The 26047-nt window shown below is 66.8% G+C and carries 22 protein-coding genes; 20 read left to right on the forward strand and 2 right to left on the reverse strand.

The features are described from left to right. Positions 1 to 331: 331 nt before the first annotated feature. The 10 genes from infC to F6S87_RS05705 all read left to right on the forward strand — a co-directional run bounded on the left by infC (position 332) and on the right by F6S87_RS05705 (position 8950). Positions 332 to 1060: a translation initiation factor IF-3 gene (gene infC, locus F6S87_RS05660; protein WP_163227686.1), complete on the forward strand. Its 729-nt coding sequence runs from the start codon at positions 332 to 334 to the stop codon at positions 1058 to 1060. Positions 1061 to 1115: 55 nt separating this feature from the next. After that, positions 1116 to 1310 carry a 50S ribosomal protein L35 gene (gene rpmI / locus F6S87_RS05665; RefSeq protein ID WP_163227687.1) on the forward strand — a complete coding sequence of 65 codons (195 nt, stop codon included), beginning with the start codon at positions 1116 to 1118 and terminating at the stop codon, positions 1308 to 1310. 95 nt (positions 1311 to 1405) lie between these two features. Next, a complete protein-coding gene (gene rplT / locus F6S87_RS05670) occupies positions 1406 to 1789 on the forward strand; it encodes a 50S ribosomal protein L20 (RefSeq protein WP_163227688.1) in 384 nt (127 codons plus the stop codon). A gap of 150 nt (positions 1790 to 1939) precedes the next feature. Beyond that, positions 1940 to 2860, forward strand: coding sequence for a site-specific tyrosine recombinase XerD (gene xerD / locus F6S87_RS05675; RefSeq protein WP_163227689.1), 921 nt, complete (start codon positions 1940 to 1942; stop codon positions 2858 to 2860). 131 nt (positions 2861 to 2991) lie between these two features. Beyond that, positions 2992 to 3831, forward strand: coding sequence for a ParA family protein (locus tag F6S87_RS05680; RefSeq protein WP_163227690.1), 840 nt, complete (start codon positions 2992 to 2994; stop codon positions 3829 to 3831). 107 nt (positions 3832 to 3938) lie between these two features. Then, positions 3939 to 5873 carry a translational GTPase TypA gene (typA, locus tag F6S87_RS05685; RefSeq protein WP_163227691.1) on the forward strand — a complete coding sequence of 645 codons (1935 nt, stop codon included), beginning with the start codon at positions 3939 to 3941 and terminating at the stop codon, positions 5871 to 5873. 88 nt (positions 5874 to 5961) lie between these two features. Continuing rightward, positions 5962 to 6411 (forward strand): alcohol dehydrogenase, encoded by a 450-nt coding sequence (locus F6S87_RS05690; RefSeq protein ID WP_163227692.1) that lies wholly within the window; start codon positions 5962 to 5964, stop codon positions 6409 to 6411. A gap of 108 nt (positions 6412 to 6519) precedes the next feature. After that, positions 6520 to 7563 (forward strand): prephenate dehydratase, encoded by a 1044-nt coding sequence (locus F6S87_RS05695; RefSeq protein ID WP_163227693.1) that lies wholly within the window; start codon positions 6520 to 6522, stop codon positions 7561 to 7563. Positions 7564 to 7598: 35 nt separating this feature from the next. Continuing rightward, complete coding sequence (locus F6S87_RS05700) at positions 7599 to 8696, forward strand: prephenate dehydrogenase (protein ID WP_163227694.1); 1098 nt, start codon at positions 7599 to 7601, stop codon at positions 8694 to 8696. A gap of 5 nt (positions 8697 to 8701) precedes the next feature. Next, a complete protein-coding gene (locus tag F6S87_RS05705) occupies positions 8702 to 8950 on the forward strand; it encodes a DUF6725 family protein (RefSeq protein ID WP_163227695.1) in 249 nt (82 codons plus the stop codon). Between the two features lie 170 nt (positions 8951 to 9120). Here the strand turns inward: F6S87_RS05705 and F6S87_RS05710 are convergent, their stop codons facing one another. Together F6S87_RS05710 and F6S87_RS05715 are read right to left on the reverse strand one after the other, a co-directional pair. Further along, positions 9121 to 12006, reverse strand: a complete 2886-nt coding sequence (locus F6S87_RS05710; protein ID WP_163227696.1) for an ABC transporter permease — start codon at positions 12004 to 12006, stop codon at positions 9121 to 9123. Between the two features lies 1 nt (position 12007). Continuing rightward, positions 12008 to 12925 (reverse strand): ABC transporter ATP-binding protein, encoded by a 918-nt coding sequence (locus F6S87_RS05715; RefSeq protein ID WP_163227697.1) that lies wholly within the window; start codon positions 12923 to 12925, stop codon positions 12008 to 12010. Positions 12926 to 13060: 135 nt separating this feature from the next. Between F6S87_RS05715 and F6S87_RS05720 the strand changes: the two genes are divergently transcribed. The 10 genes from F6S87_RS05720 (at position 13061) to F6S87_RS05765 (ending at position 25961) form a co-directional block, all read left to right on the forward strand. Further along, positions 13061 to 14089 carry a tyrosine recombinase XerC gene (locus F6S87_RS05720; RefSeq protein WP_163227698.1) on the forward strand — a complete coding sequence of 343 codons (1029 nt, stop codon included), beginning with the start codon at positions 13061 to 13063 and terminating at the stop codon, positions 14087 to 14089. A gap of 630 nt (positions 14090 to 14719) precedes the next feature. Further along, complete coding sequence (locus F6S87_RS05725; protein ID WP_163227853.1) at positions 14720 to 16345, forward strand: peptide ABC transporter substrate-binding protein; 1626 nt, start codon at positions 14720 to 14722, stop codon at positions 16343 to 16345. A 445-nt stretch (positions 16346 to 16790) separates the two neighbouring features. Further along, complete coding sequence (locus tag F6S87_RS05730) at positions 16791 to 17717, forward strand: ABC transporter permease (RefSeq protein ID WP_163227699.1); 927 nt, start codon at positions 16791 to 16793, stop codon at positions 17715 to 17717. Positions 17718 to 17744: 27 nt separating this feature from the next. Further along, positions 17745 to 18728, forward strand: coding sequence for an ABC transporter permease (locus tag F6S87_RS05735; RefSeq protein ID WP_163227700.1), 984 nt, complete (start codon positions 17745 to 17747; stop codon positions 18726 to 18728). 45 nt (positions 18729 to 18773) lie between these two features. Beyond that, positions 18774 to 20783, forward strand: a complete 2010-nt coding sequence (locus tag F6S87_RS05740) for a dipeptide ABC transporter ATP-binding protein (protein WP_231129417.1) — start codon at positions 18774 to 18776, stop codon at positions 20781 to 20783. 191 nt (positions 20784 to 20974) lie between these two features. Beyond that, entirely contained in the window at positions 20975 to 21835 is an 861-nt protein-coding gene (locus F6S87_RS05745; RefSeq protein WP_163227702.1) for an exodeoxyribonuclease III, read from the forward strand. A gap of 288 nt (positions 21836 to 22123) precedes the next feature. After that, entirely contained in the window at positions 22124 to 23029 is a 906-nt protein-coding gene (locus tag F6S87_RS05750; RefSeq protein ID WP_163227703.1) for a DUF3710 domain-containing protein, read from the forward strand. A 55-nt stretch (positions 23030 to 23084) separates the two neighbouring features. Continuing rightward, entirely contained in the window at positions 23085 to 23972 is an 888-nt protein-coding gene (locus F6S87_RS05755) for a DUF3159 domain-containing protein (RefSeq protein ID WP_163227704.1), read from the forward strand. Positions 23973 to 23980: 8 nt separating this feature from the next. Then, on the forward strand, positions 23981 to 25318 hold the full coding sequence (locus F6S87_RS05760; RefSeq protein ID WP_163227705.1) for a class I SAM-dependent RNA methyltransferase: 1338 nt from the start codon (positions 23981 to 23983) through the stop codon (positions 25316 to 25318). A gap of 7 nt (positions 25319 to 25325) precedes the next feature. Beyond that, positions 25326 to 25961 carry a hypothetical protein gene (locus F6S87_RS05765; RefSeq protein WP_163227706.1) on the forward strand — a complete coding sequence of 212 codons (636 nt, stop codon included), beginning with the start codon at positions 25326 to 25328 and terminating at the stop codon, positions 25959 to 25961. Positions 25962 to 26047: the final 86 nt, after the last annotated feature.

Genomic DNA, 26047 nt, shown 5'->3' on the forward strand with positions numbered 1-26047 from the left:
GCTGGAAAGGCGGCAGTTCCGTTCGCGGAACTGCCGCCTTTTGCGATCCAACACGCCGATTGTCAGGGGGCGTGCTATTATCGCAAAGGCTTGAGAAATCAAGAAAGTGGGAAACCCACCTGGAAACCCTTCATGGTTTCGGGTCCGAGGCAATGCCTGAACGGCCCCTGCTGGACCGTCGCGACGAGCGGCGCCGGATTGTGCGGGCGAATCGTTCCGTCGTCAACGAACGGAACGACGACGAAACCCGGCGTCATCCGACGACGTCGGCGGCATCCTTGCGACTTGGCTCCGCGAAGTGTTTTCGGCACGATTCCCGCGACCGAACATTTTGAGGATTGGAGTCATCATTAGCGACGAACCAAGGATCAATGACGAGATTCGCGTCTCCCAGGTGCGCCTTATCGGACCGAATGGCGAACAGGTGGGGGTCATCGCGACTTCCGTCGCACTGAACCTGGCAAAGGAAGCGAACCTCGATCTCGTCGAGGTGGCGCCCAATGCGAAGCCCCCGGTCGCCAAGCTGATCGATTATGGCAAGTTCAAGTACAACGAGAAGGTCAAGCAGCGCGAAGCCCGTCGCAACCAGAGCACCGCGGAAATCAAGGAAATCCGCTTCCGCCTCAAGATCGACGAGCACGACTTCGACGTGAAGAAGGGCCATGTCATCCGCTTCCTGAGCGGCGGCGACAAGGTCAAGGTCACGATCATGCTGCGCGGACGCGAGCAGTCCCGCCCGATCGGCGGCGTCGAACTGCTGCAGCGCCTGGCCGACGAAGTCGAGGAGTACGGCTCCATCGAGTCCGCTCCGAAGCAGGAAGGCCGCAACATCATCATGACGCTGGCGCCGAAGGGCAAGAAGGTGCACACGCAGTCGGAACAGCGCCGTCGCGGCGCCGAGTCCCGTGCCGAGCGCCAGGCCCGTCAGGCCGCCCGACTGGCCGCCAAGAAGGAAGCCGAAGCCAAGGCCGCCGCCGAGGCAAAGAGCGCCGTCGAGGCCGAGAACCCGGCGGCCGAGCAGAAGGCCGTCAAGGACGCCGAGGCCGCGGCCAGGATCTGAGCGACCGGACGTTCTTCCAGACTTCCGAACAGAAGAAAAACCAAGGAGGGCAGCAATGCCGAAGATGAAAACCAATTCCGCCGCCAAGAAGCGCGTCCGCGTGACCTCCACTGGCAAGGTGATGCACGAAGGCTGCTCCATGCGCCACAACCTCGAGCACAAGTCGGCTCGCAAGCGCCGTCAGCTGAAGGAAGAGACCGCTCTCGCCACGTCGCAGGCTCGCAAGATGAAGGGCCTGCTGGGTCGCTGAGTCGCGACGGGACCTTCAGTTCAATCCCCGGTCCCGACCACGCAACTCTTCCCGGACGGAATTTGAAAACAGACTTTAGAAAGTAGGAAAGAAATATGGCACGTGTCAAGCGCGCAGTGAATGCCCACAAGAAGCGTCGTGTTGTCCTCGACCGCGCGAGCGGTTACCGTGGCCAGCGTTCCCGCCTGTACCGCAAGGCGAAGGAACAGCTGCTGCACTCCTTCAACTACAACTACCGCGACCGCAAGGCTCGCAAGGGCGACTTCCGCAAGCTGTGGATCCAGCGCATCAACATCGCCGTCCGCGCCGAAGGCATGACCTACAACCGCTTCATCCAGGGCCTGCGTCTCGCCGGCATCGAACTGGACCGTCGCGCCCTCGCCGAGATCGCCGTGTCCGATCCGGAGACCTTCAAGGCCATCGTCGAGCAGGCCAAGGCCGCCCTCCCGGAGGACGTCAACGCCCCGGTCAACGCCTGAGCGTCGCGTCAAGCCTGACCTGACCTTATCTTGATGTCACGAACCCGAGCCTCGAGCCCGGGTTCGTGACATCTTGTCATATGTGCCATCATGCGGGCCGCCGTCGCGTAGCGTCCGCGGTTTCGGCCGGACTGCGGTAAGGTGGCCGGTATGCTGTTGAAACTCGTCGACCGGTTCATTGCGCACATCGACATCGAACGCGGCCTGTCGCCGGCGACGGTCGCCGCGTACCGGTCCGACCTCGAGCTGTACTGCAACTGGCTGCAACGGCACGGCATCGACGAGCCGTCGGCCATCCGCCGCGATGACGTCGAGTCGTTCGTCGCCGACCTCGCCGACGACGGCCAGTCGTCCGGCTCGCGCTCCCGCCGGCTCGCCGCCGTCCACATGTTCCACCGTTTCCTCGTCGGCGAGGGGCTGGCCGCGGACGATCCGTCCGCCCAGGTGCGCGCCCCGAAATCGGCCGAGCGGCTTCCCGAGGCGCTGACCGTCGACGAGGTGACGCGACTGCTCGACGCCGTCAGGCCGGTTTCCGGCCAGCCCGTCGAATATCGCGACGCCGCGATGCTGGAACTGCTCTATGCGACCGGCGCCCGCGTCTCCGAACTGTGCGCGCTGAACCTCGACGACATCGACTTCGACGAACGGGTGGTGCGGCTCACCGGCAAGGGCGCCAAGCAGCGGCTCGTCCCGTTCGGCCAGTACGCGGCGGCGGCGCTGGGGGAGTACCTCGACCACGGCCGGCCTTCGCTCGAGGCGAACGTCAATCGCAAGACGGCGTCGCCGGAACGCCGTGCCGTCTTCCTCAACAAGCGCGGCCGGCGCATCTCGCGCCAGTCGGTCTGGGAAGTATTGTCGAACGCCGGGCAGAAGGCGCACCTGACCAGCCCGCTCCATCCGCACACGCTGCGCCACACGTTCGCCACGCACCTGATCCAGGGCGGCGCCGACGTGCGTTCGGTGCAGGAGCTGCTCGGCCACGCGTCGGTGCGCACGACGCAGGTCTACACGCACGTCAGCCCCGAGACGCTCAAGGAAACGTACCTGCTCAGCCATCCGCGTGCGCGTTGACGCGAAAATCGCACACAATCGAACGGCCAACCTCACCAGAACATGCCAAAATGAACAGACTGCCGGAAAATGGCAGTACACTATAGGGAAGAAAACGAACGATTCTCAACTGAACTGATAAAGTGAGATCTATGCCTACGGATTTGCTTGGACGCGAATATACGACGTTTCCGGCGCCGAAACCGCTGCAGCAGCACGGCCCGGCCCGGGTCATCGCCATGTGCAATCAGAAGGGTGGCGTAGGCAAGACCACGAGCTCCATCAACATCGCCGGCGCGCTGACGCAGTACGGCCGCAAGGTGCTCATCGTCGACTTCGATCCGCAGGGCGCCGCCACCGTCGGCCTCGGCATCAACGCGAACGCGCTCGAGAACACCGTCTACACGGCGCTGTTCAATCCGCGCATGGACGTCCACGACGTCATCCAGCACACGCATTTCGAGAACCTCGACATCATGCCGGCCAACATCGACCTGTCGGCCGCCGAGGTGCAGCTCGTCACCGAAGTCGCGCGCGAGCAGGTGCTCGCCAGCGTGCTGCGGCCGATCAAGGACGAATACGACCTCATCATCATCGACTGCCAGCCGTCGCTGGGCCTGCTCACCGTCAACGCGCTGACGGCAGCCGACGGCGTCATCATCCCGGTCGCCGCCGAGTTCTTCGCGCTGCGCGGCGTCGCGCTGCTGATGCAGTCGATCGAGAAGGTGCAGATGCGCATCAACCCGTCGCTCGAGGTCTACGGCGTGCTCGTCACGATGTTCACCCGCACGCTGCACTGCGACGAGGTGCTGCAGCGCATCTACGAGGCGTTCCGCGACAAGGTCTTCCACTCGGTCATCTCCCGCTCGATCAAGCTGCCGGACGCCAATGTCGCCGCCGCGCCGATCACGATCTACTCGCCGAACCACAAGACGGCGAAGGAATACCGCGAGGTCGCCCGCGAACTCGTCGCCAAGGGCGTTGTCGCCTGACCTTTCGTGGTCACCGCCCCTGTCTGGCCGAGTGCGTACCATGGGAATGTTTGTGTGCGAGTAACTCTTTCGCGAAATTCAACAACTCTGACAGGAGAGGCTTTTTCATGGCGGTTCGCGGCGATATCCGTAATGTTGCAATTGTGGCGCACGTCGATCACGGCAAGACGACGCTGGTCAACGCAATGCTCCAGCAGTCCCACGTCTTCAACGAGCGCGAGGAAGTGCCGGATCGTGTGATGGATTCCAACGATCTGGAGCGCGAGAAGGGCATCACCATCCTCGCCAAGAACACCGCCGTCCAGTACACCGGTCCGCTGGCCGAGAAGTACGGCCACCCGGAGGGCATCACGATCAACGTCATCGACACGCCGGGCCACGCCGACTTCGGCGGCGAGGTCGAGCGCGGCATCTCGATGGTCGACGGCGTCGTCCTGCTCGTCGACGCGTCCGAGGGTCCGCTGCCGCAGACCCGCTTCGTGCTGCGCAAGGCCCTCGAGGCCAAGCTGCCGGTCATCCTGTGCGTGAACAAGGTCGACCGTCCGGACGCCCGCATCGAGGAAGTCGTCGGCGAGGCCTCCGACCTGCTGCTCGGCCTGGCCCAGGACGTCATCGAGGAAGGCATCGACCTCGACCTCGACTCGCTGCTCGACCTGCCGGTCATCTACTGCGCCGCCAAGGCGGGCTACGCGTCCGTCAACCAGCCGGCCGATGGCGGCTTGCCGGACAACGAGGACCTCGAGCCGCTGTTCGAATCGATCATCTCGAACATCCCGGCGCCGGAATACGAAGAGGGCGCCCCGCTGCAGGCCCACGTCGCCAACATCGACTCGTCCGACTTCCTCGGCCGCCTCGGCCTCGTCCGCATCTACAACGGCACGCTCGAGAAGGGCAAGACGTACGGCCTGTCCCGCGTCGACGGCTCGATCGAGAACTTCCGCGTCTCCGAGCTGCTGCGCACGCAGGGCCTCGAGCGCACGCCCGTCGAGTCCGCGGGCCCCGGCGACATCGTCGCCGTCGCCGGCGTCAACGACATCATGATCGGCGAGACGATCGTCGACCCGAATGATCCGCGCCCGCTGCCGCTCATCCACGTCGACGACCCGGCCATCTCGATGACGTTCGGCACGAACGACTCGCCGCTGGCCGGCACCGAGGGCAAGGACCACAAGCTCACCGCCCGCATGATCAAGGACCGCCTCGACCGCGAGCTCATCGGCAACGTCTCGATCAAGGTCCTGCCGACCGAGCGTCCGGACGCCTGGGAAGTCCAGGGCCGCGGCGAGCTGGCGCTGGCCGTCCTCGCCGAGCAGATGCGCCGCGAAGGCTACGAGCTGACCGTCGGCCGCCCGCAGGTCGTCACGAAGACGATCGACGGCGAGCTGTGCGAGCCGATGGAATCCACGACGATCGACGTGCCGGAAGAGTACATGGGCACCGTCACGCAGCTGATGGCCGACCGCAAGGGCCGCATGGAGTCGATGTCGAACCACGGCTCCGGCTGGATCCGCCTGCAGTTCACCGTCCCGTCCCGCGGCCTGATCGGCTTCCGCACCGCGCTGCTGTCCGCCACGCGCGGCACCGGCATCGCCGCCTCCATCTCCGCCGGCTACGCGCCGTGGGCCGGCCAGATCGTCACCCGCCAGAACGGCTCGATGGTCTCCGACCGCCAGGGCACGGCCACGCCGTACGCGATGCAGCGCCTGCAGGCCCGCGGCAACTTCTTCGTCGAGCCGCAGTCGCCGGTCTACGAAGGCCAGGTCGTCGGCATCAACAACAAGCCGGACGAGCTCGACGTCAACATCACGCTCGCCAAGCACATGACGAACATGCGTTCGTCGACGGCCGACGTCCTCGAGACGCTGACGCCGCCGATCAAGATGAGCCTCGAGGAATCGCTCGACTTCGCCAACGAGGACGAGTGCGTCGAGGTCACGCCGGAGTCCATCCGCGTGCGCAAGATCATCCTCGGCCGCGAGGACTGGTACAAGTGGCGCGCCAAGCAGCGCCGCGCCAACAACCAGGCGAACGGCAACAAGTGAGTTGTCCCGCCGCATGAAACGCCCCGCCGGCAATGCCGGCGGGGCGTTTCCCGTCTGTCACGTCAAGCCGGCCGATAGACTGGGCACCATGACGAATACGACGAGCACTGAAAGCTACGACCGCCTGCTGCCGTGGTCGCACCGGCAGCCCGTGGCCGTGCGCATCCTGATCGACGCGCTGGCCGGCATCGGCGCCGGCGTCGTCGGCACGCTCGCGCACCGCATGGGCGCGTGGCAGAACCTGCCCTATGGCCTGTTGCTCGCGTTCGTGCTGCTCGGCTGCTCGGCATGGTGCGCGCGCTCGCGCGACGGCGTCATCGGACTGGCCGTCCACCTGATCACGTCGTCGGGCGTCGTCTGGATGATGGCGATGTACGGCCCGATGGGCGACGCGATGGTCCCGATCGGCTTCTCGACGGACACGCTGCCGTTCTTCTCGCAGAAAGTCGGCCTGATCTGGCTTGCCGGCGTCGTCGTGCTGCAGATCGTCATGCTCGTGCTGCCGCGGCGGTGGTTCTCGATCGTGCCGGCGGAATAGCAAGTGACGCCGGCGCAATAGGCTGAAAAGTTGGACGATCCGGCGGAAGAATCGTTCGGCTTTTTCGTATTCTCGACGATTCTTCCGCGGCGGGGGAGCACGACGACGATGGCACGACAGCGACTGTATTATCTGGGGCCGGAAGGCACGTTCACGCACCAGGCGGCGATCGATGCCGCCGCGAGGCTGGCGGCCGCCGGCCTCGGCGACGACTTCGACTACGTCGCCTGCGACGACGTCCGCCGGATCCTCGGGGCCGCGGAGCACGGCGACGGCTGGGGCGTCATCGCCTGGGAGAACAACGTCGAGGGCTACGTCGTGCCGAACCTCGACATGATGATCGACTCGACCGGCGTCGCCGGCTTCGCCCGCACGTCCGTCGACATCGCGTTCGACGCGTTCGTCACGCCGGCAACCTACGACGCCGTCGTCGACTGCAATCCCGACCTCGAGGGCGTCTGCCTCGCGTGCTCCGACGACGACGTCGACACGATGGTCATCGACGCCTGCACGACCGTCCACGCCCATCCGCACGGCCTCGCGCAGTGCCGGCGCTTCGCCCGCGACCACGGCCTCGAGCCGGTGCCGGCCGCGTCGAACGCCGCCGCCTGCCGCGACCTCGCGACGCTCGACCACATGGCCGTCGCGCTCGGCCCGGCGATCTGCGGCGAACTCTACGGGCTCAGGCGCGTCGAGCTCGGCGTGCAGGACTACGCCTCGGCGAAGACCGACTTCCTCGTCGTCGCGCGGCGGGACGACGTCGCCGGCCTGCTCGGCGACATCCGCCGCAGGCCCGACGCCGAATTCGAATCGATCGTCACGTTCATTCCGCTCGTCACCGGCCCCGGCGTCCTCGCCGACCTGCTCGACGTGCTGCGCGACGCCGGCCTCAACATGACGAGCTTCATCTCCCGGCCGATCAAGGGCCACGACGGCACGTACAACTTCACGGCGACGCTCGACGCCGCGCCGTGGGAACCGCGGTTCCGCGCCGCGCTCGGGGAGATTCTCGGCCACGGTGACTGGGCGAAGACGCTCGCCGTCTACCCGCGCCGCGAACGGCCGCACCCGCCGGTCAGCGAATGGATGCTGCCGAACGGCGGCGTGCGCGATACCGCCGACGCCACTGCCGCCATCGAGTTGCTATGGTGAGGAAACAGGATCCGCGCATGCAGAAGGAGGCCGACATGGGACATGACCGCACCGAAACGGTAGGGGACTGGGTGGCCGCGACGTCGGCCACGCCGGCGACGGCGACGGCCGGACCGCCGGCGCCAAGGCGCGTCGGCATCGTCGGCCTCGGACTGATCGGCGGCTCGCTGGCGTGCCGGCTCGCCAACGCCGGCTGCGACGTCGTCGCCTGGAACCACCGCGACCATCCGTACCGTCAGGCGCGCCGCCACGGCATCCGCTGCGTGGACTCGCTGACGGCGCTGGCCGGGGAAAAGCCCGAAGTGCTCGTGCTGTGCAACCCGCTGCGCAGCATGCCGGACGTCCTCGCCGGACTCAGGCCGGCGTTCGACCCGGCGGCGACGACGCTGACCGACGTCGGGTCGGTCAAGGGCCTCGTGCGCGAGCAGGTCACGGCCGCCGGACTGGACGATTCGTACGTCGGAGCCCACCCGATGGCCGGCAACGAGCGCTCCGGATGGCAGGCCGCCGACCCGCGGCTCTTCGACGGCGCGCTATGGGCGCTGACCTACGACGAACGTACCGACTACGGCCGGCTGCTGCAGGTTGCCGACCTCGTCACGCGTGCCTGCACGAACCGGCTCATCGTCGTCGACGACGCCACGCACGACCGCGCCGCTGCGATGATCTCCCACATGCCGCACGTCGCGTCGACGGCACTCATCAACATGATGTCGGCCGACGAGAACCGCAACATCGAGGCGGCGCTCGCCGCCGGCTCGTGGCGGGACATGACGCGCGTGGCGCTGACCGATCCGAAGCGCACCGAGGCGATGGTGGAGGAGAACGCCGGCAACGTCGCCGGCCTGCTGCGCGACATCGCCGACCGGCTGGCCGCCGTGGCGACGGCGCTCGACGACGGCGACCGGGCGGCGCTCGACCGCTTCTTCGCCGAGGGCGACCCGTTCCGCGACTTCAAGGCGTCGCTCGACCGCGCCGGCGACAACGAGGCGACCGAGACGATCTTCTCGTCGCTCGCGATCTCCGCCGACGACTGGCGCGGCGACTTCCTGCGTTCCGCCCAGCGCGGCGAGCACATTGTCCGCTTCACGTCCGCCCACCGCGCCATCGCCGAACAGTTGCCGCGGGTGTGAGCGCCATGCCATTGCCCGGAATCATTCCCGCGGGCGCGCGCATTGTCGTGCGCACCGACGACGGCACGGACGAACGGACCGGACGGACGACATTCCGGGATTTTGTCGGCCACGTGGTCTCGTGGGACCCGTCCGCCGGCGAGCTCGTCCTCGACCGGGACGCCTCCGCAAACGGCAGGCGCCCCGCCGAGCGCGTGACGATCAAGATGGCAACGATTGTCCGCCTCAAGCCCGTCCCGGAACGGAAATACTGACTCCCTCCTTGGAGGGAGTCGACGAGGCGAAGCCGAGTCGGTGGGAGTTCGCAAGTCCGCCGGGACGTGACGTTATTCGAGTACCGTCACGTTCCCGGACGCGCCGGAACTCCCACCGAAAACGCTTCGCGTTTTCGACTCCCTCCAGGGAGGGAGTTACAGGGCGGTCCCTACTCGGACGCTACTGCGTCCAGAATCGGCTGTTTCAGGGCGCGGCTGGCGGGGCTGACCGAGGCGACCAGGCCAACGACGATCGACAGCACGAGGAACCAGGCGAGCATCGACCATGGAATCGACAGCGTGTTGAGTCCGTTGGCCTGGTAGGCGGCGCGGATGACGGCGCCGGCGCCGACGCCGACGACAATGCCGAGCAGCGTGCCGAATACCGAGATGATCGCCGCCTCGATGCCGAGCATGCCGCGCACCTGTCCGCGCGACGTGCCGATTGCGCGCAGCAGCCCGATCTCGCGCGTGCGCTCGGAGACGTTGAGGGCCAGCGTGTTGACGATGCCGAAAATGGCGATCAGGATCGACAGCGCGAGCAACGCGTACAGGATCATCAGCACCTGGTCGATCATCGAGCTCACCGTCGACTTGAATTCGTCGCGATTCATCACCGTCAGCACGTAGTACGGCTTCACGGCCTTCTCGAGGTCCGTCTGCACCGTCGCCAGGTCGGCGCCGGCCGCGGCGTTGAGGTACATGACCATCGTGAACGTCGTCTGCTCGGTGCCGAGCTCGCCGCCGAGATCCTCGTTGACGAAGACGTAGTTCTGGTAGACGGAGTTGTCGATGATCGCGCCGACGACGAGTTGCTTCGTGACCGTCGTCGTCTTCGTCTTGACGAACTGCGACTGGTCGACATCCTGCGCCTCGTCGGCAGTCTTCGTCGCCTCGTCGGCCTTGGCCTGCGCGCCGGCCGTGTCGCCGGCGGCGAGCAGCTGCTGCGCCTCGGCCTGCAGTTGCGTCACCTGCTGCTGCACTTGCTGCCGGTACGCCTCGATCGCGGCCTGCGTGGCGTCCTCGTCGACTTCGATCTGGTCGGCCGAGACGTCGACGGTCTCGCCGACCGTCCAGCCCTGCCGTTCGGCGACTTTGGACCCGACGACGAGCTCGCCGTCGTCCAGTGCCGTCACGGCATTGCCGGCCGTCGTCGTCGGCTCGAAGATGTCGGTGAACAGGTTCGATTCGGCCGTCATCGTCATGCCCTGGATCCGTTCGCCGCCGTACTTGACGCCCATGATCATGCTGATCGGCGAGACGACGTCGATGTCCTTGACGCTCTTGACGGCGTCGATTTCCTCCTCGGTGATCTGGCCGTTCGCGGCGTTCATGACGACGAAGTCGCCCTTGAAGCCGGTGTCGACGAGCGAATTGACCGACGTCTTCGCCGACGCGGCGACGACGCCGAGGCAGGAGACGATCGCGACGCCGACGAACAGCGCCGTCGCCGTGTTGGCCGTGCGCCGCTTGGCCCGCGAGATGTTGCGGGTCGCCAGCCGGCCGGTCACCGGCCAGACATGCGACGGAATCCAGCCGAGGACGGCCTGCGCCGGCACGACGAGTGCCGGGGCGAGCACGATGATGCCGAGCACGACGAGGCCGGCGCCGACGCCGAGTGGCCAGCCGACCGACATGTCGTTGACGGCGTCCCACGGCGTCGGGCCGCCGTCGCCGGCGGCCTTCGCGTTGGCGAGCAGCACGGTGAACCACCAGCAGCCGGCGCCGAGGATCGTCATGACGCCGCCGAGCACGGCGCGCGGCCGTACCGGCTTCTCGGGGTTGACGGTCTCGTTCATCGCCTGGATCGGCGGGGCCGTGGCGGCCGTGCGGGCCGGCCACGTCGCGCCGACCAGCGTGACGACCAGGCCGACGACCAGGCCGACCAGGCAGTCGGACCACGACGGCGTCACCGATCCGGACAGCGACATGCCCATCTGTCCCAGGCCGGCGGCGATCAGCGCGAGCATGCCCCAGCTGAGGAAGATGCCGATGACCGAGCCGATGACGCCGAGGACGATCGCCTGGATGATGACGGTCATGAAGATCTGCGCGGGGGAGGCGCCGATCGAGCGCAGCAGCGCGTAGCCGCGCATCGAGTCGCGCACGATCATCGAGAACGTGTTCGCGATGATGAACGAGCCGACGAACAGCGCGATGACGGCGAAGATCAGGATCAGCGGCTGGATGAAGCCGAGCTGTTCCTGCGTCGACTTCGTCGATTCCTCGCGCACCGAGTCGCCGGTGACGGCCGTCGCGTCGGAGTCGGCCGGCAGCGCCGCGTTGATCCTGTCGGCCAGATCCTGCTGTTCGGCCTCGCTCAGCGCCGTCGTCATCGAGCCGTAGACGCCGATCTCGTCGACGTCGGTCGTGTCGTTTTGCTGCTGGTAGTACGACTTGGCGAGCGAGACCGGAATCGCGACGATGATCGTGCCGGCCTGCGCCGACGAACAGGAGAACTCGCCGACGACCTTGACGTCCTTCGGGCCGTCGGGATAGACGATCGTCGTCGTGTCGCCGACCTTCAGTCCGGCCGTCCCGGCCGAATCGTCGAGCAGGGCGATCTCGTCGTCGGCAGTCGGCCAGCGGCCGTCGGTCAGCGACGTCGACCGCCACGTCGTCCCGTCGCCCAGGCCGACCGTCATCGTCGAGCCGCCGAGCGTCGACGTCGCGTCGCCGTCGGCGCCGACGAGGACGACGTTGGACACGTTGTAGAGAATGCGGGATTCGGCCACGCCGTCGACGCCGTCAATCGTCGTCATCAGGTCGGGATCGACGAGATTGTACCGGGTCGTGTCGTCGCCGGAGGAGCCGGACGACTCGTCCGACGGCATGGCGGCCGAATCGGACGAATCGTCGTTCTTCTGGGCGGTGGCGCCGCGCACGTAGACGTCGGCGTCGGTGTTCGTCGCCATCATGCTCTCGACCTGGCTGTCGAGCATGGCGCGGAAGCAGAACGAGCCGACGACGAACGCGACGCCGAGCGCGATCGCGACGATCGACATGACGAACCGCCGCAGGTGGGACTTCGCGTCCCGCAGGCCAATGCGGATCATCTCACTGCACCTCGCCGTCGTCGGGATCCTGCACGATTCCGGCATCCGAAGCCGGTCCGTCTACCTTCGGGTCGTCCTCGATGGCCTCGACGGTCTCCTCGGCCGCGGCCATCTCGGCGGCAGTGTCGCCGTCACCGTTGTCGGCGAACACGTCGAGGATCTCCTCGTAGTCCGGATGATCCATGTCGAGCGTGATCGAGCCGTCGGCGAGGACGAGGACGCGGTCGGCGAAGCTGGCGGCGCGCGGATCGTGCGTGACCATGACGATCGACTGGCCATAGTCGCGCACCGAACGGCGCAGGAACTCGAGCACTTCCTTGCTCGAGCGCGAGTCGAGGTTGCCGGTCGGCTCGTCGGCGAAGATGACGCTCGGCCGCTGCATCATCGCGCGGGCGCAGGCGACGCGCTGCTGCTGGCCGCCCGACAGCTGGCTCGGCCGGTGACCGAGCCGGTTCCCGAGACCGACGACATGGACGATCCTGTCGAACCAGTCGCGGTCGATCGGCTTGTGCGCAATCTGGAGGGGAAGGAGAATGTTCTCCTCGGCCGACAACGTCGGCACGAGGTTGAACGACTGGAAAATGAAGCCGATCTCGTTGCGGCGCAGGTTCGTCAGCTGCTTCTGGCCCATCGCGCTGACCTCGCGCCCCTCGACGAAGACCTGGCCGGACGTCGGGGTGTCGAGGCCGGCCATGCAGTGCATCAGCGTGGACTTGCCGGAGCCGGACGGTCCCATGATCGCCGTCATCTGGCCGCGGCGGAACTCGACGTCGATGTCGTCCAGCGCCACGACTTCCGATTCGCCTTCGCCGTACTGCTTGTGCAGGTGAATGGCGCGCGCGACGACCGGGCCGGACGAATCGTGCCCGACGGCGTCTCCCTGCCGAACCCTGCGATGTCGTGCCGAATGTCCCGTCATGGCCGCCCTCCCGATGCCGATAGTTTGCAGTGACAACTATCCAGCCTACCCTGTCTGTTTTCGATGGCACAAACCCTGGCTTGCAGCTCGGATCCGCGACACCGGACAGGAGCGGGACGGCCTAGAGTGGAGAGCATGAACGACGTGACGGTATGGATCGAACGGCTGCTGGACGACTACCGGCGCTACCTGCTCGCGAACCGGGGACTGTCGGAGCATACGTGCCGCGCGTACGTGTCGGATGTCGGCCAGTGCCTCGAGTGGCTCGCCGGCGTCGCCGGCGCGACGTCGCTCGCCGACGTCACGCTCGACGACCTGCGCGGCTGGATGGCCGTCGAGTCGCGTGCCGTCGGCCGCAGCTCGCTGGCCCGCAAGACCGTGTCGGTGCGCCGGTTCTTCGACTGGGCCGCCGACCACGGCCGCTCGCCGTCGAACCCCGCCGCCAGCCTCGCCATCCCGAAGATTCCGGAAACATTGCCCGTCGTCCTCAACGAATCGCAGGCGGCACGGCTAATGGACGACGTCGACGCCGAAGCCGGCGGCGTGCGCCCGAACGATGCCCGCGACGGCAACGCGGGCCGGACGGCGGACCGCCGCGGGAACGGGTCGGCGGGGGAGAGCGACGACACCCGCGGGCAGTCGCCGGCGCGGCACGCGGCGGCCGTGCGCGACTGCGCGATCGTCGAGCTGCTGTACGCGACCGGCATCCGCGTCGCCGAGCTCGTCGGCCTCGATCTGGACGACGTCGACTGGGCCAACCGCACCGTCCGCGTGACCGGCAAGGGCGACAAGCAGCGCACCGTGCCGTTCGGCGCGCCGGCCGCCCGCGCGCTCGGACACTGGACCGACGGCGACGACGGACGCGCGGCGCTCGCGAACGGGCGCAGCGGCCGGGCGCTGTTCGTCGGCGCGAGGGGAGGACGGATCGACCAGCGGATCGTGCGCGGGATCGTCCACCGCGAGGCCGCCCGCGCCGGGGTGCCCGATATCGGTCCGCACGCGCTGCGCCACTCGGCCGCCACGCACATGCTCGACGGCGGCGCCGACCTGCGCGAGGTGCAGGAAATGCTCGGCCACTCGTCGCTGCAGACGACGCAGCGGTACACGCACGTCTCGATCGAGCAGCTCAAGACCCGCTACCGCCAGGCCTTTCCGCGGGCCTGACGGCTTCCGTCCCGTCCCGTGATTCCCGGCGACATGGACAGAAGACGCGCAGGCGTCGACCGATGGCATGCGGCGGCGACAAGTTATGCCGAAGGCGAACAGTGCCGATGCGAAGCGAACATATAGTGAGATTTTCGGGATATTTCCCATCGGCGTGAAACATTCCCGAAACAATCGTGGAACCCGATCGGCGACCGGCACCCCCGTGAAACGGCGGCGGCGCCCCCGTCCGTCTCAGCACTCGGAATTGTCCGGCTTGCTGGGAAAATCAAGACAAATCGGTGGACGGTCCCGGCAAACCCAGTGACGGCAACGGAAAGAGCTGACCGTTCGATGACGGTATGCTGGACAAATCCGCCGGTTTCGTCAACGTTCTATGGCCAATCCATTAGAATTGCGGCAAAATAGTCTGCAGGTTTCGACGAGGGAGTGGACGGACCACAAGTCCGACGCTCCCTCGTTCGAATCGCCTGTGACGAGACCGCGCACGGCGCCGGCGCCATACCAGTGGTCGCCGGGCGGTGCCCGCGCCGGAACGAACCGGACCTGCCGGGAAAGGGGACCCGGTCCCGCGGGAAGCGGTCGGCATAGCGCCTGTCCATAAGGAATAAGGAGAAACTCAAGATGAGTATGAAGAAGAAGGCTGTCGCCCTCGTGGCCGCGGTCGCCGCGCTGGGCATGGGCCTGGCCGGCTGCGGCTCGAGCAGCAGCTCGTCCTCCGACGACGGCATCATCACCGCCTACGGTTCGGAGCCGCAGAACCCGCTGATCCCGGGCAACACGAACGAGACCGGCGGCGGCCAGGTCATCGACCTGCTGTTCAGCCGACTGGTGTCCTTCAAGGCCGACGGCACCGCGCAGAACGAAGTCGCCGAGTCGATCACGCCGAACTCCGACGCCACCGTCTACACGATCAAGATCAAGGACGGCTGGAAGTTCACTGACGGCACCGACGTGACGGCCGAATCGTTCACGAAGGCCTGGAGCTACACCGCCAACGTGACGAACGCCCAGCTCAACGCCTCGTTCTTCTCCGGCATCGAGGGCTACGACGACCTGCAGAAGGACGGCGTCGCCTCCGACGCCCAGCTGTCCGGCCTCAAGGTCGTCGACGACCACACGTTCACCGTCACGCTGACGTCGCCTGATTCGGCCTTCCCGGTCGAGATCGGCTACTCGGCATTCTCGCCGCTGCCGGAGTCCTTCTACAAGGATCCGTCCGCGTTCGGCGAGAGCCCGGTCGGCAACGGTCCGTACAAGTTCGTCAGCTGGGATCACAACTCCCAGATCGTCCTGACGAAGAACGACGACTACGCCGGCAACAACGTCGCCAAGAACAACGGCGTCACGTTCAAGATCTACACCGACACCGAGTCCGCCTACGCTGACGTCCAGGCCGGCAACCTCGACGTCATGAACACCGTCCCGACCTCGGCGACGAAGACGTTCGAGTCCGACTCCTCCGTCAACGCCTACAACAAGGCCGGCTCCGTCATCCAGACGTTCACCATCCCGTGCTCGCTCGAGCACTTCGTCTGCGGCACCGAGGAAGGCAACTACCGTCGTCAGGCCATCTCGATGGCCATCGACCGCCAGTCGATCGTCGACAAGGTCCTCGGCGGCGTCGCCACCGTGGCCACCGACTTCACGTCCCCGGTCATCGACGGCTACTCGAAGGACCTGACCGGCGCCGACAACCTCAAGTACGACGCCGACAAGGCCAAGGAACTGTGGGCCAAGGCCGACGCGATCTCGAAGTACGACGGCGGCCTGACGTTCACGTACAACTCCGACGGCGGCGCCAAGGCCGTCTACGACGCGATCGTCAACTCGATCAACAACGTGCTGGACATCAACGCGACGACGAACCCGATCGCCACGTTCTCGGAGTTCCGTTCCGACATCACCGACCGCAAGATGACCGGCGCGTTCCGCACCGGCTGGCAGCCGGACTACCCGTCGATCCAGAACTACCTGTACCCGCTGTTCGATTCCGCCGCCGCCGACGGCAAGGGCTCGAACGACGGCGACTTCAAGAACGACGACTTCGACAAGCTGTGCTCGCAGGCCGCCGCGGCCACCAGCACCGACGAGGCGATCAAGCTGTACCAGCAGGCCGAGGAAATCCTGCTCGAGCAGCTGCCGGCCGTCCCGCTGTACTACTCGAACGCCGACGGCGTCGCCGCCAAGGACATCTCGGGCTTCGAGATGAACTGGCAGAACGTCCCGATCTACACCGAGCTCGTCAAGAGCTGAGCGGCGTAGAGACCGGCGCACCGCCTCTCGCGGCGTGCGCATGACCCCTGGAAAGTGGCGGCCATGGCCGCCACTTTTCGCATGTCGTGCACGGTTCGCCGGATCGTGCACGATTCACGCGGGCGAACGCGGCCCCGGCATTTCGCCGCGGCCCATCGCCCTCGACAACCGTGTATCAGATGTCGATTCCCCCGTTGCCAATTGATCATGGCAAAACGTTTTGGCCCCGTGAATCGTCCCAAATCGTTCCAAATAGTGAGGTTTGGGTAGCTTTTTGTAACGGAGTTGCAAGAACGAGGGCCGTTAATTCCACCCTTGGAGTACACTGGCGGGGAACTTTACGACCGTTTTCGGCTAAGCCGCCGACTTCCCGTGACAAGGAGGCCGGCGAGGTTTTTTTACGAAGGAAAACAGCCGGACGGTCAATGGGAATAAGGAGCAACCAATGGGTAAGTATCTTCTGCACCGCATTTTGCAGATGATCCCCGTGGTTCTTGGTACGACGCTGTTGGTTTACGCGCTCGTGTTCGCGCTGCCGGGTGATCCGGTCGCGGCCATGTTCGGCGATAAGCCAGTCAACGAAGCAGTTGCTGCCCAGATCCGCGCAGAATACAACCTGGACAAACCGTTCATCGTCCAGTACCTGCTGTTCTTGAAGAACGCGCTGACGCTGAACTTCGGCAACACGTTCTCCGGCCAGCCGGTGATCAGCCAGATTGCGCGCGCGTTCCCGGTCACCATCAAGCTCGCCGTCATGGCGTTCTGCTTCGAGGCGATCTTCGGCGTGATCTTCGGCGCGATCTCCGGCCTGAAGAAGGGCAAGTGGTACGACTCGGTCATCCTGATCGTCTCGCTGCTGCTCATCTCGGTCCCGACGTTCGTCACCGGCTTCGTCGCCCAGTACTTCCTCGGCGTCGAGTGGAGGATCTTCCCGGTCACCGCAGGCTCCAACCCCGGCTTCCTCGACCTGTTGATGCCGGCAATGGTGCTTGGCTCCGTCTCGATGGCCTACATCATCCGCCTGTCCCGCTCGGAAATCTCCACGAACATCGCGCTCGACTACGTGCGCACTGCCCGCGCGAAGGGCATGAGCAACACGAAGGTCACGTTCCGCCACATTCTGCGCAACTCGATGATCCCGGTCGTCACGTACCTCGGCCAGGACCTTGGCGCCCTGATGGGCGGCGCGATGATCACCGAGCAGATCTTCAACATCCATGGCGTCGGCTACCTGACCTACCAGTCCATCCTCAAGGGCGAAGCCAACACCGTCGTCTCCGTCGTCACGCTGCTCACGCTCGTGTTCGTCGTCTGCAACCTGATCGTCGACATGCTGTATGCGCTGATGGATCCGCGCATCCGGTACGCGTGAGGCTAGGAGAGGGAAAAGAAGACCACCATGGCAGAGAATGCAAATTCGGCTATCACGAAAGAGAAGCCGCTCGAGACCCTTCCCGGTCAGGAACGCTACGTCGCGCCGCTCGAGGAAACGCCGCTGCAGCAGGTCGACTCGGTCGACGAGGCCGCCCCGGCCACGTCGATGTGGGCCGACGCGTGGCGCACGCTGCGCCGCAACCCGCTGTTCATCATCTCCGGCATCCTGATCCTGTTCATCATCGTCGTCGCGCTGTTCCCGAGCCTGTTCACGAAGAACAACCCGACGTACTGCTCGCTCGAGTACTCGCTTGACGGCTCGAGCGCCGGCCATCCGTTCGGCTACGACCTGCAGGGCTGCGACATCTACTCGCGCGTCATCTACGGCACCCGCGCCTCGCTGTCGGTCGGCATCCTGACGACGATCATCGTCGTCGTCGTCGGCGCGCTCGTCGGCGCCATCGCCGGCTTCTGCGGCGGCTGGATCGATTCGGTCCTCTCGCGCCTCGTCGACATCTTCATGGCCATCCCGCTGCTGCTCGGCGCCATCGTCGTCCTGCAGATGTTCAAGACGACCGGCTCGGTCTGGAAGGTCGTCCTCGTCCTGGCCCTGTTCGGCTGGGTCTCGACCGCGCGTATTGCCCGCGGCGCCGTCCTGAGCTCGAAGAACCTCGAGTTCAACACCGCGTCGACGGCCCTCGGCTCCACGCCGATGCGCAACCTGTTCCGCCACATCATTCCGAACTCGCTCGCGCCGATCATCGTCATCGCGACGACGTCGCTCGGCTCCTACATCGTCTCGGAGGCGACGCTGTCGTTCCTGGGCATCGGCCTGCCGTCGACGACGGTCAGCTGGGGCGGCGACATCTCGAGCGCCCAGTCGCTGCTGCGTACCGACCCGATGGTCCTGTTCTACCCGTCGTGCGCGCTGGCGATCACCGTCCTCGCGTTCATCATGATGGGCGACGCCGTCAAGGACGCGCTCGACCCGAAGTCCCGCACGGCGTGAGTTACGGAGGAATCGAACACAATGACTGACGAAAAGAAGACAACCATGAACGATTCGTCCGCCGACGCGATGCGCGAGCAGCAGCTCAAGTCCGGGCCGCTGCTGGAAGTCAAGGACCTGCAGGTGGACTTCACGTCCGACCGCGGCAAGGCCATCCACGCCGTGCGCGACTCGTCGTTCTCCGTCTATCCGGGCCAGTGGGTCGCGATCGTCGGCGAGTCCGGCTCCGGCAAGTCGACGTCCGCGATGGCCTGCCTCGGGTTGCTGCCGGGCACCGGCCATGTCGTCGGCGGCTCGATCAAGCTCGACGGCGAGGAGATCGCCTACTACAAGCCGAAGCAGTTCGTCCACCTGCGCGGCTCGAAGATGGGCCTGGTCCCGCAGGACCCGATGAGCAACCTCAACCCGGTGTGGCGCATCGGCACGCAGGTCAAGGAAGCGCTGATCGCCAACAACATGGACGTCTCCCACGAGAAGCGCTCGAAGCTCTCGAAGGCGCTGGCCGGCTCCGAAGTCGAGGTCAAGACCGAGGGCGACGAGACGTTCATCGGCTCGAAGGAGCTGCCGGACCTGCTCGAGGCCGCCGAGAAGCAGCTCGTCGAGCTCGGCGTCACCGGCACGAAGCTCGAGAAGACGATGGCGAAGTTCCGCGAGGAATGGGTCCCGGGCTCCGAGACCCGCTGGCGCGTCGCCTCCGACCTCATCAAGGCCGGCGTCAAGGACGAGGACGCCTGGTACCTCGCCAAGAAGTACGTCACCGGCTCGTCGATGGAGGACCGCATCGCCGGCCTGCTGTCCGAGGCCGGCCTGCCGGACGCCGCCACGCGCGCCCGCCAGTTCCCGCACGAGTTCTCCGGCGGCATGCGCCAGCGCGCGCTGATCGCCATCGGCCTGGCATGCCGCCCGGAACTGCTCATCGCCGACGAGCCGACCTCGGCCCTCGACGTGACGGTCCAGAAGAAGATCCTCGACCACCTGCAGATGCTGACCGACTCCCTGGGCACCGCCGTGCTGTTCATCACGCACGACCTCGGCCTCGCCGCCGAGCGCGCCCAGCACATCGTCGTCATGTACAAGGGCCAGGTCGTCGAGTCCGGCCCGTCGCTCGAGGTGCTCCAGCACCCGCAGCACCCGTACACGAAGCGCCTCGTCGCGGCCGCCCCGTCGCTGGCCTCGCAGCGCATCATCTCGGCGAAGGCCCACGGCGAGGAGAACGCCGTCGTCATGGAGCACCGCGTTGACGAGAAGAAGCTCAAGACGTCGGACACGATCATCGACGTCGAGCACCTGACCAAGGAGTTCAAGCTCCCGCGCAAGAAGGAGCTGTTCAAGGCCGTCGACGACGTCAGCTTCCAGGTCAAGCGCGGCACCACGCTGGCCATCGTCGGCGAGTCCGGCTCGGGCAAGTCGACCGTCGCCAACATGTGCCTCAAGCTCCTTGAGCCGACCGGCGGCAAGGTCCTCTACGAGGGCCAGGACATCGCCGGCTTCAAGGGCCACAGCCTGCTCGACTTCCGCCGCCACGTGCAGCCGGTCTTCCAGAACCCGTACGGTTCGCTGGACCCGATGTACTCGATCTTCCGCTCGATCGAGGAGCCGCTGCGCATCCACCACATCGGCGACAAGAAGTCCCGCGCGGCCCGCGTCAAGGAGCTGCTCGAGATGGTCGAGCTGCCGGAATCGGTCATGCAGCGCTATCCGAACGAGCTGTCCGGCGGCCAGCGCCAGCGCATCGCGATCGCGCGCGCGATGGCCCTGAACCCCGACGTCATCGTCTGCGACGAGGCCGTCTCGGCCCTCGACGTGCTGGTGCAGGACCAGGTCCTCCAGCTGCTCAACGACCTGCAGGCCGAGCGCGGACTGAGCTACCTGTTCATCACGCACGATCTCGCGGTCGTCCGCCAGATCGCCGACGACGTCGTCGTCATGCAGCACGGCAAGCTCGTCGAGCACGGCACCACCGACGAGGTCTTCAACAACCCGCAGAAGCAGTACACCCGCGACCTGCTCGACGCCATCCCCGGCGGCAAGCTCGAGCTCGGCCTCGACCTGTAAGGCAAGCTGCGCGACCCTCCAGGCATGCCACCAGCCAGGGCTTTCCGGCCCGGGTTGGTGGCATGCCTGCATATGGGCCCGGTTATCCGGTCCATTTCAGGAGCGCGTGCGAGGCAGGCACGCGATATGGGGCGAGTTGCTTAACCCTCGGTGAACACCTCACGCTGGCCAACTGCGGTATTCTCGGGGTCATGACGATAACGATTACGACTTCCAATCTGAACGGCATCCGTGCCTCGGAGCGCAAGGGCTTCGAGAAGTGGGTGGCCAGGCATGTGCCGGACGTGATGTGCATGCAGGAGCTGCGCGCCCCGCAGGACATCATCGACGGCTTCTTCGCGCAGTATGCGAAAGACTACGAGGCGGCCGGCAAGATCGCGTCGGCCGACCGGCTCGGCACGCTCGACCAGGTCAGCGACATCAAGGGCCGCGCCGGCGTGGCCATCGTCACCGACCTCGACGTGACGGCCAAGCGCTACGGCCTGCCGGGACTCGATCCGGCGCCGGTGGACACGGGCCGCTGGATCGAGGCCGACGTCGTCGCCAACGGCACGCCGCTGACCGTCGTCTGCATCTACGACCATGCCGGCGACATTGCGTCGCCGGAGAAGATGGACGCCAAGTACCGCTTCCTCGACGCCGTCATGGTGCGCATGAAGGAGCTCGCCGACGCCGCGGCGGACGGCGGCAACCAGGTCGTCGTCGCCGGCGACTTCAACATCGCCCACACCGCCCTCGACATCAAGGACGCCGCAGCGAACGAGGAGCGCAACGGCTTCACGCCGCGCGAACGCGCCTATGTCGACAGGATCGTCGACGACCTGCACTACGTCGACGTCACGCGCAAGCTCGCCGGCGACGTGCAGGGACCGTACACGTGGTGGACTCCGCGCGGTCACGCCTACGAGAACGACGCCGGTTGGCGCATCGACTACCAGTTCGCCACGCCGGGCATCGCCGGAAAGGCCACCGCCTTCGACATCGACCGCACCGCGCACTGGTACAGCCGCTGGAGCGACCACGCGCCGCTCACGATCACGTACGACATCTGATTGGTGTCGCGTCGGCGGACGTGTCCGCCGGCCGCGGTTCCCCAAGCCGCGACCGGCGAGGCGTCGTCCGCGGCCGGCTTCGGACCGGCCACCCCGGCAGCCATTGGCCGGGCGTCCGCTTGCGGCGGACGGATCGTGCAATGGCCAACCCCTTTCACTGGAACCGGCCGCCGGGCCCCCACCCGGCGGCCGGTTCCGTCGTTTCCGGTGACCGGCGGCGAGTAGTGTTACTCTGTTGGAAACGACAATGAAATTTTCCACGTAAAGAGACCACGGAAACGAGGACGCATGGGACTGTTCGGATTCGGCAGGAAGAAGAAGCAGGCCGACGAGACCGAAGCTGACGAAATCGCCGAGGAAACCGCCGACAAGGCCGCCGGCGAGGCCGACGACGTCGACGACGAGGCCGTCGCGGCCGGCGAGGAAGCCGGCGACGATTCGTCCGTCATCGACGAGTCCGGTGACGAGGCCGACGACGACGTCGAACTGACGATGGACTACGAGGGCCGCGGCGAGATCGCCGGTCCGTGGGACGTCGACGACGAGAACGTGCCCGACTACGACGAGTACCTGTCGCTCGGCTCCTATTACCTGCCGTTTGTCAAGGGCATGTCGCTGCGCGTCAAGGCGAGCCGCGCCACGCGCGAGATCCTCGGCACGACGATGACGCTCGGCAAGTCGAGCGTCGAGGTCGAGGCGTTCGCCGCCCCGAAGACGATGGGCCTGTGGGACGACGTGCGCGCCGACCTGCTGGAAGCCAACCCGGCCGCGAAGGAAGTCGCCGGCGTGTTTGGCGCCGAGGTGCTGCTGCCGGTCAAGGTCAAGAGCGGCAACGTCGTCATGACGCGCATCGTCGGCGTCGACGGCCCGCGCTGGATGCTGCGCGGCATCTTCTCCGGCACCGCCGCGGCCGATCCCGACAGCGAGGAAGCGGCCACGCTCAACGACTTCTTCGCCGACATCGTCGTCGAGCGCGGCGAGGAACCGCTCGCCCCGCGCGACCTGATCCCGATGCACGCCCCGCTGACGCCGTCGCAGCGTCGCGACGCCGCCGAGGCCGAGGTCGACGGCGAGCAGGAGGACGGCGACGCCGCCTCGAAGCTCAAGCGCCCCGACGGCCCGCTGAGCTCCGACCACGAAACCGAGACGAAGACCACGCTGTCGCGCGGCCCGATGTTCTCCGAAGTGCGCTGACGCCGCGACATCCAGACCGTATCCAGACCGATCTATCGGAATATCGGAAGCAGGCATGGCCACCAATTCCACTACGAAGCCGAACGCCGGCAAGCCCGGCAGGACCGGCATCCAGGCGCTCGCCGACGCCGGCGACGACGATTTCTCCGTCATCCAGGCGATCGGCGGCGTCCGCGGCGTCGTCGAATCGATGATTCCCGGCGTCCTGTTCATCGTCCTGTTCCTCGTGACCGGCGACCTGACGCTGACGATCGTCGTCTCGGCCGCCTGGGCGCTGCTGCAGGTCGTCGTCCGGCTGTGCCAGCGCCAGTCGACGATGGGCGCCGTTTCCGGCCTGCTCGCCGTCGCGATCTGCCTGATCTGGGCGTGGCGCAGCGGCGAGGCCCGCAACTACTACACGTTCGGCTTCATCACGAACGCCGCCTACGCCGCCGTGCTGCTCGTCACGGTGATCTGCCGCGTGCCGGGCCTCGGCGTCGTCGTCGAGTTCGTCCGGTCGATGCCGACGTCGCATTTCCGCCGCTGGCTCGACAACTGGAGAGGCGACCGGGCGCTGTACCGCGCGTATGTCGAGATCACGTGGCTGTGGATCGCGCTGTTCTGCGTGCGACTCGTCGTGCAGCTGCCGCTGTACTCGTCCGACCACGTCGGCTGGCTCGGCACGGCCAGGCTGCTCATGGGCATCCCGCTGTGGGCGCTGTGCATCTGGATTTCGTACCTCGTCGTCGCTACGCCGCTGCACCGGCACCGGCTTGCCGAGAAGCGCGCCGCCGAGCAGGAAGGCGCCGAACTCGAGCTCGAGGCGATCGAGGGGGAGGAATCGTCCGGATCGTCCCGGAATTTCCCGGCCACTGAATCGTCTGAATCGTCCATGACTACCGGACTGTCCGAACACGCCCAACCGTCGGAAACGCCGCAGGCGACGCCTGCCGGCAGGAAGTGAAGGCCACGGTGGAGACCGAACTGACCATTGAACGCTACGCCGACCAGGGACGCTGCGTCGGCCATATCGACGGCCGCGTCGTCTTCGTCAGGTTCGCGCTGCCGGGGGAGCGCGTCCGCGTCCGGCTCGACGAGCCGGCGAACCGCGAGGACCGCTTCTGGACCGGCGAAGTCGTCGACGTCCTCGAACCGTCGCCCGACCGGCTCGCCGAACCGGCATGGCCGCTCGCCGGCCCGCTCGCGATGGGCGGTGGCGTCGGCGGCGCCGACCTCGTCCACGTCTCGCTGCCCGGCCAGCTGGCCTGGAAGTCGGCGACGATCACCGACCAGATGAAGCGGCTCGGCCACGTCGACGCCACGCTGCCGGCCGTGCCGGTCGAGCGCATCGCCGGCGACGAGGCGCTCGACGGCCTGCACTGGCGCACGCGCATCGAGATGATCGCCGACGACAACGGCCACCCGTCGATGCGCCGCCGCGGCACGCACGTGCGCGTGCCGCTGGACACGATGCCGCTCGCGACGAAGGCCGTCCTCGCCGTCGCGACGGCCAACGGCATCTGGGACACCGTCCATTTCGAGCCCGGCGCGCAGATCCGCATCGCCGTGCCCGAGCCGCGCGACCTCGACACGTCGGCGCTCGACCTCGCCAATCCCGACGACGTCCAGCGCATCCTCGCGGCCGTCGGCGACAACTACGCCATCCTCGTCGACGGCCAGCTGTTCGCCGGCAGCGACGACCTGACCGAACATGTCACCGTCGACGGCCACGACTTCGCGTACGGGGTGGCGGCGTCCGGCTTCTGGCAGATCCATCGGCAGGCCCCGCAGGTGCTGCCCGCCTACGTGCTCTCGCTCGTGCGCGGCCAGCTCGAGCGGATCGGCCGCACCGACCGGCCCGTCATCTGGGACCTGTACTCTGGCTCCGGCCTGTTCACGCTGCCGCTGGCCACGCTCGCCGGCGAGCACGCCCGCGTGTTCACCGTCGAGGGCGCGAAGGCGGCCGTCCACCACGCCCGGCACAACGCCTACGACGCCGGCCTCGACAACGTCGAGAGCTTCTGCGGCGACGTCGCCAGGACGCTCGCGCACCACGTGCCGCGGCCGTTCGCCCATCCCGACGTCGTCGTCCTCGACCCGCCGCGCGCCGGCGCGAAGGCCCGCGTCTGCCGCCAGATCGCCGACAGTGGCGCCCGCGCCGTCGTCTACATCGCCTGCGACCCGACGTCGCTGGCGCGCGACACGGCGACACTGACCCATGACCTCGACTTCCGCCTCGCCGACGTGCGCGCGTTCGACATCTATCCGAACACGCACCATGTCGAGACCGTTGCGCTGTTCGTCAGGTGACCGGCCGATGATGTGCCCGAATCGCCGCCGAATCGCCGCCACGCTGCTCGCGCTCGCCGCGCTGCTCGCGCCGGCGCTCGCCGGCTGCGCGCCGAACGGCGCGGCCGTCGGCGACACGCAGTCGACGACGGCGAGCCCGGCGCACGACAGTGTCCAGGGCGCCCGCATCACCGTCGGCATCATTGGCACCGCACAGGACAGCGAAACCGAACGGCAGACCGACTCGGCGATCGCGACTGCCCTGACCGACTACGGCATGGCCGCCGTCTACACGTCGCTGCAGGACGTCGCCGATCCCGACACCGTCGCCCGGCAGGCCATCGCCGACTACATTCACCGTCACGTCCACGCCGTCATGCTGTGCAACCTGACACTGACCGACGCCAACCGCGACATGTGGACGACGTCGCTGACCGACCTGCGCAACGCCGGCATCGCCGTCGTCCTCGTCGCCCCGACCGACACGCCATCCGACCCCGACCTCTACGCCGCCGTGCTGACCGTTGGCGATTCGTCCGGCGCAATGCCGATCTCCACGGCGATCGACGACGTCGTGCGCGACTACCCCCACGAGCGTGACCTGACCGTGACGACCGACCCGGACAAGAACACGAAGCTCAACGGGTACGCCTCGGCGGACTGACTGCCACTCGCGGCGGGGAGCCGGACAACATGGACCGGGCCGCGCCGGGGCGCACCTCATTCCCGGGGATGATTTACCGGACGAAT

It is taken from the genome of Bifidobacterium choloepi (assembly GCF_010667615.1).
GTDB classification, from domain to species: domain Bacteria; phylum Actinomycetota; class Actinomycetes; order Actinomycetales; family Bifidobacteriaceae; genus Bifidobacterium; species Bifidobacterium choloepi.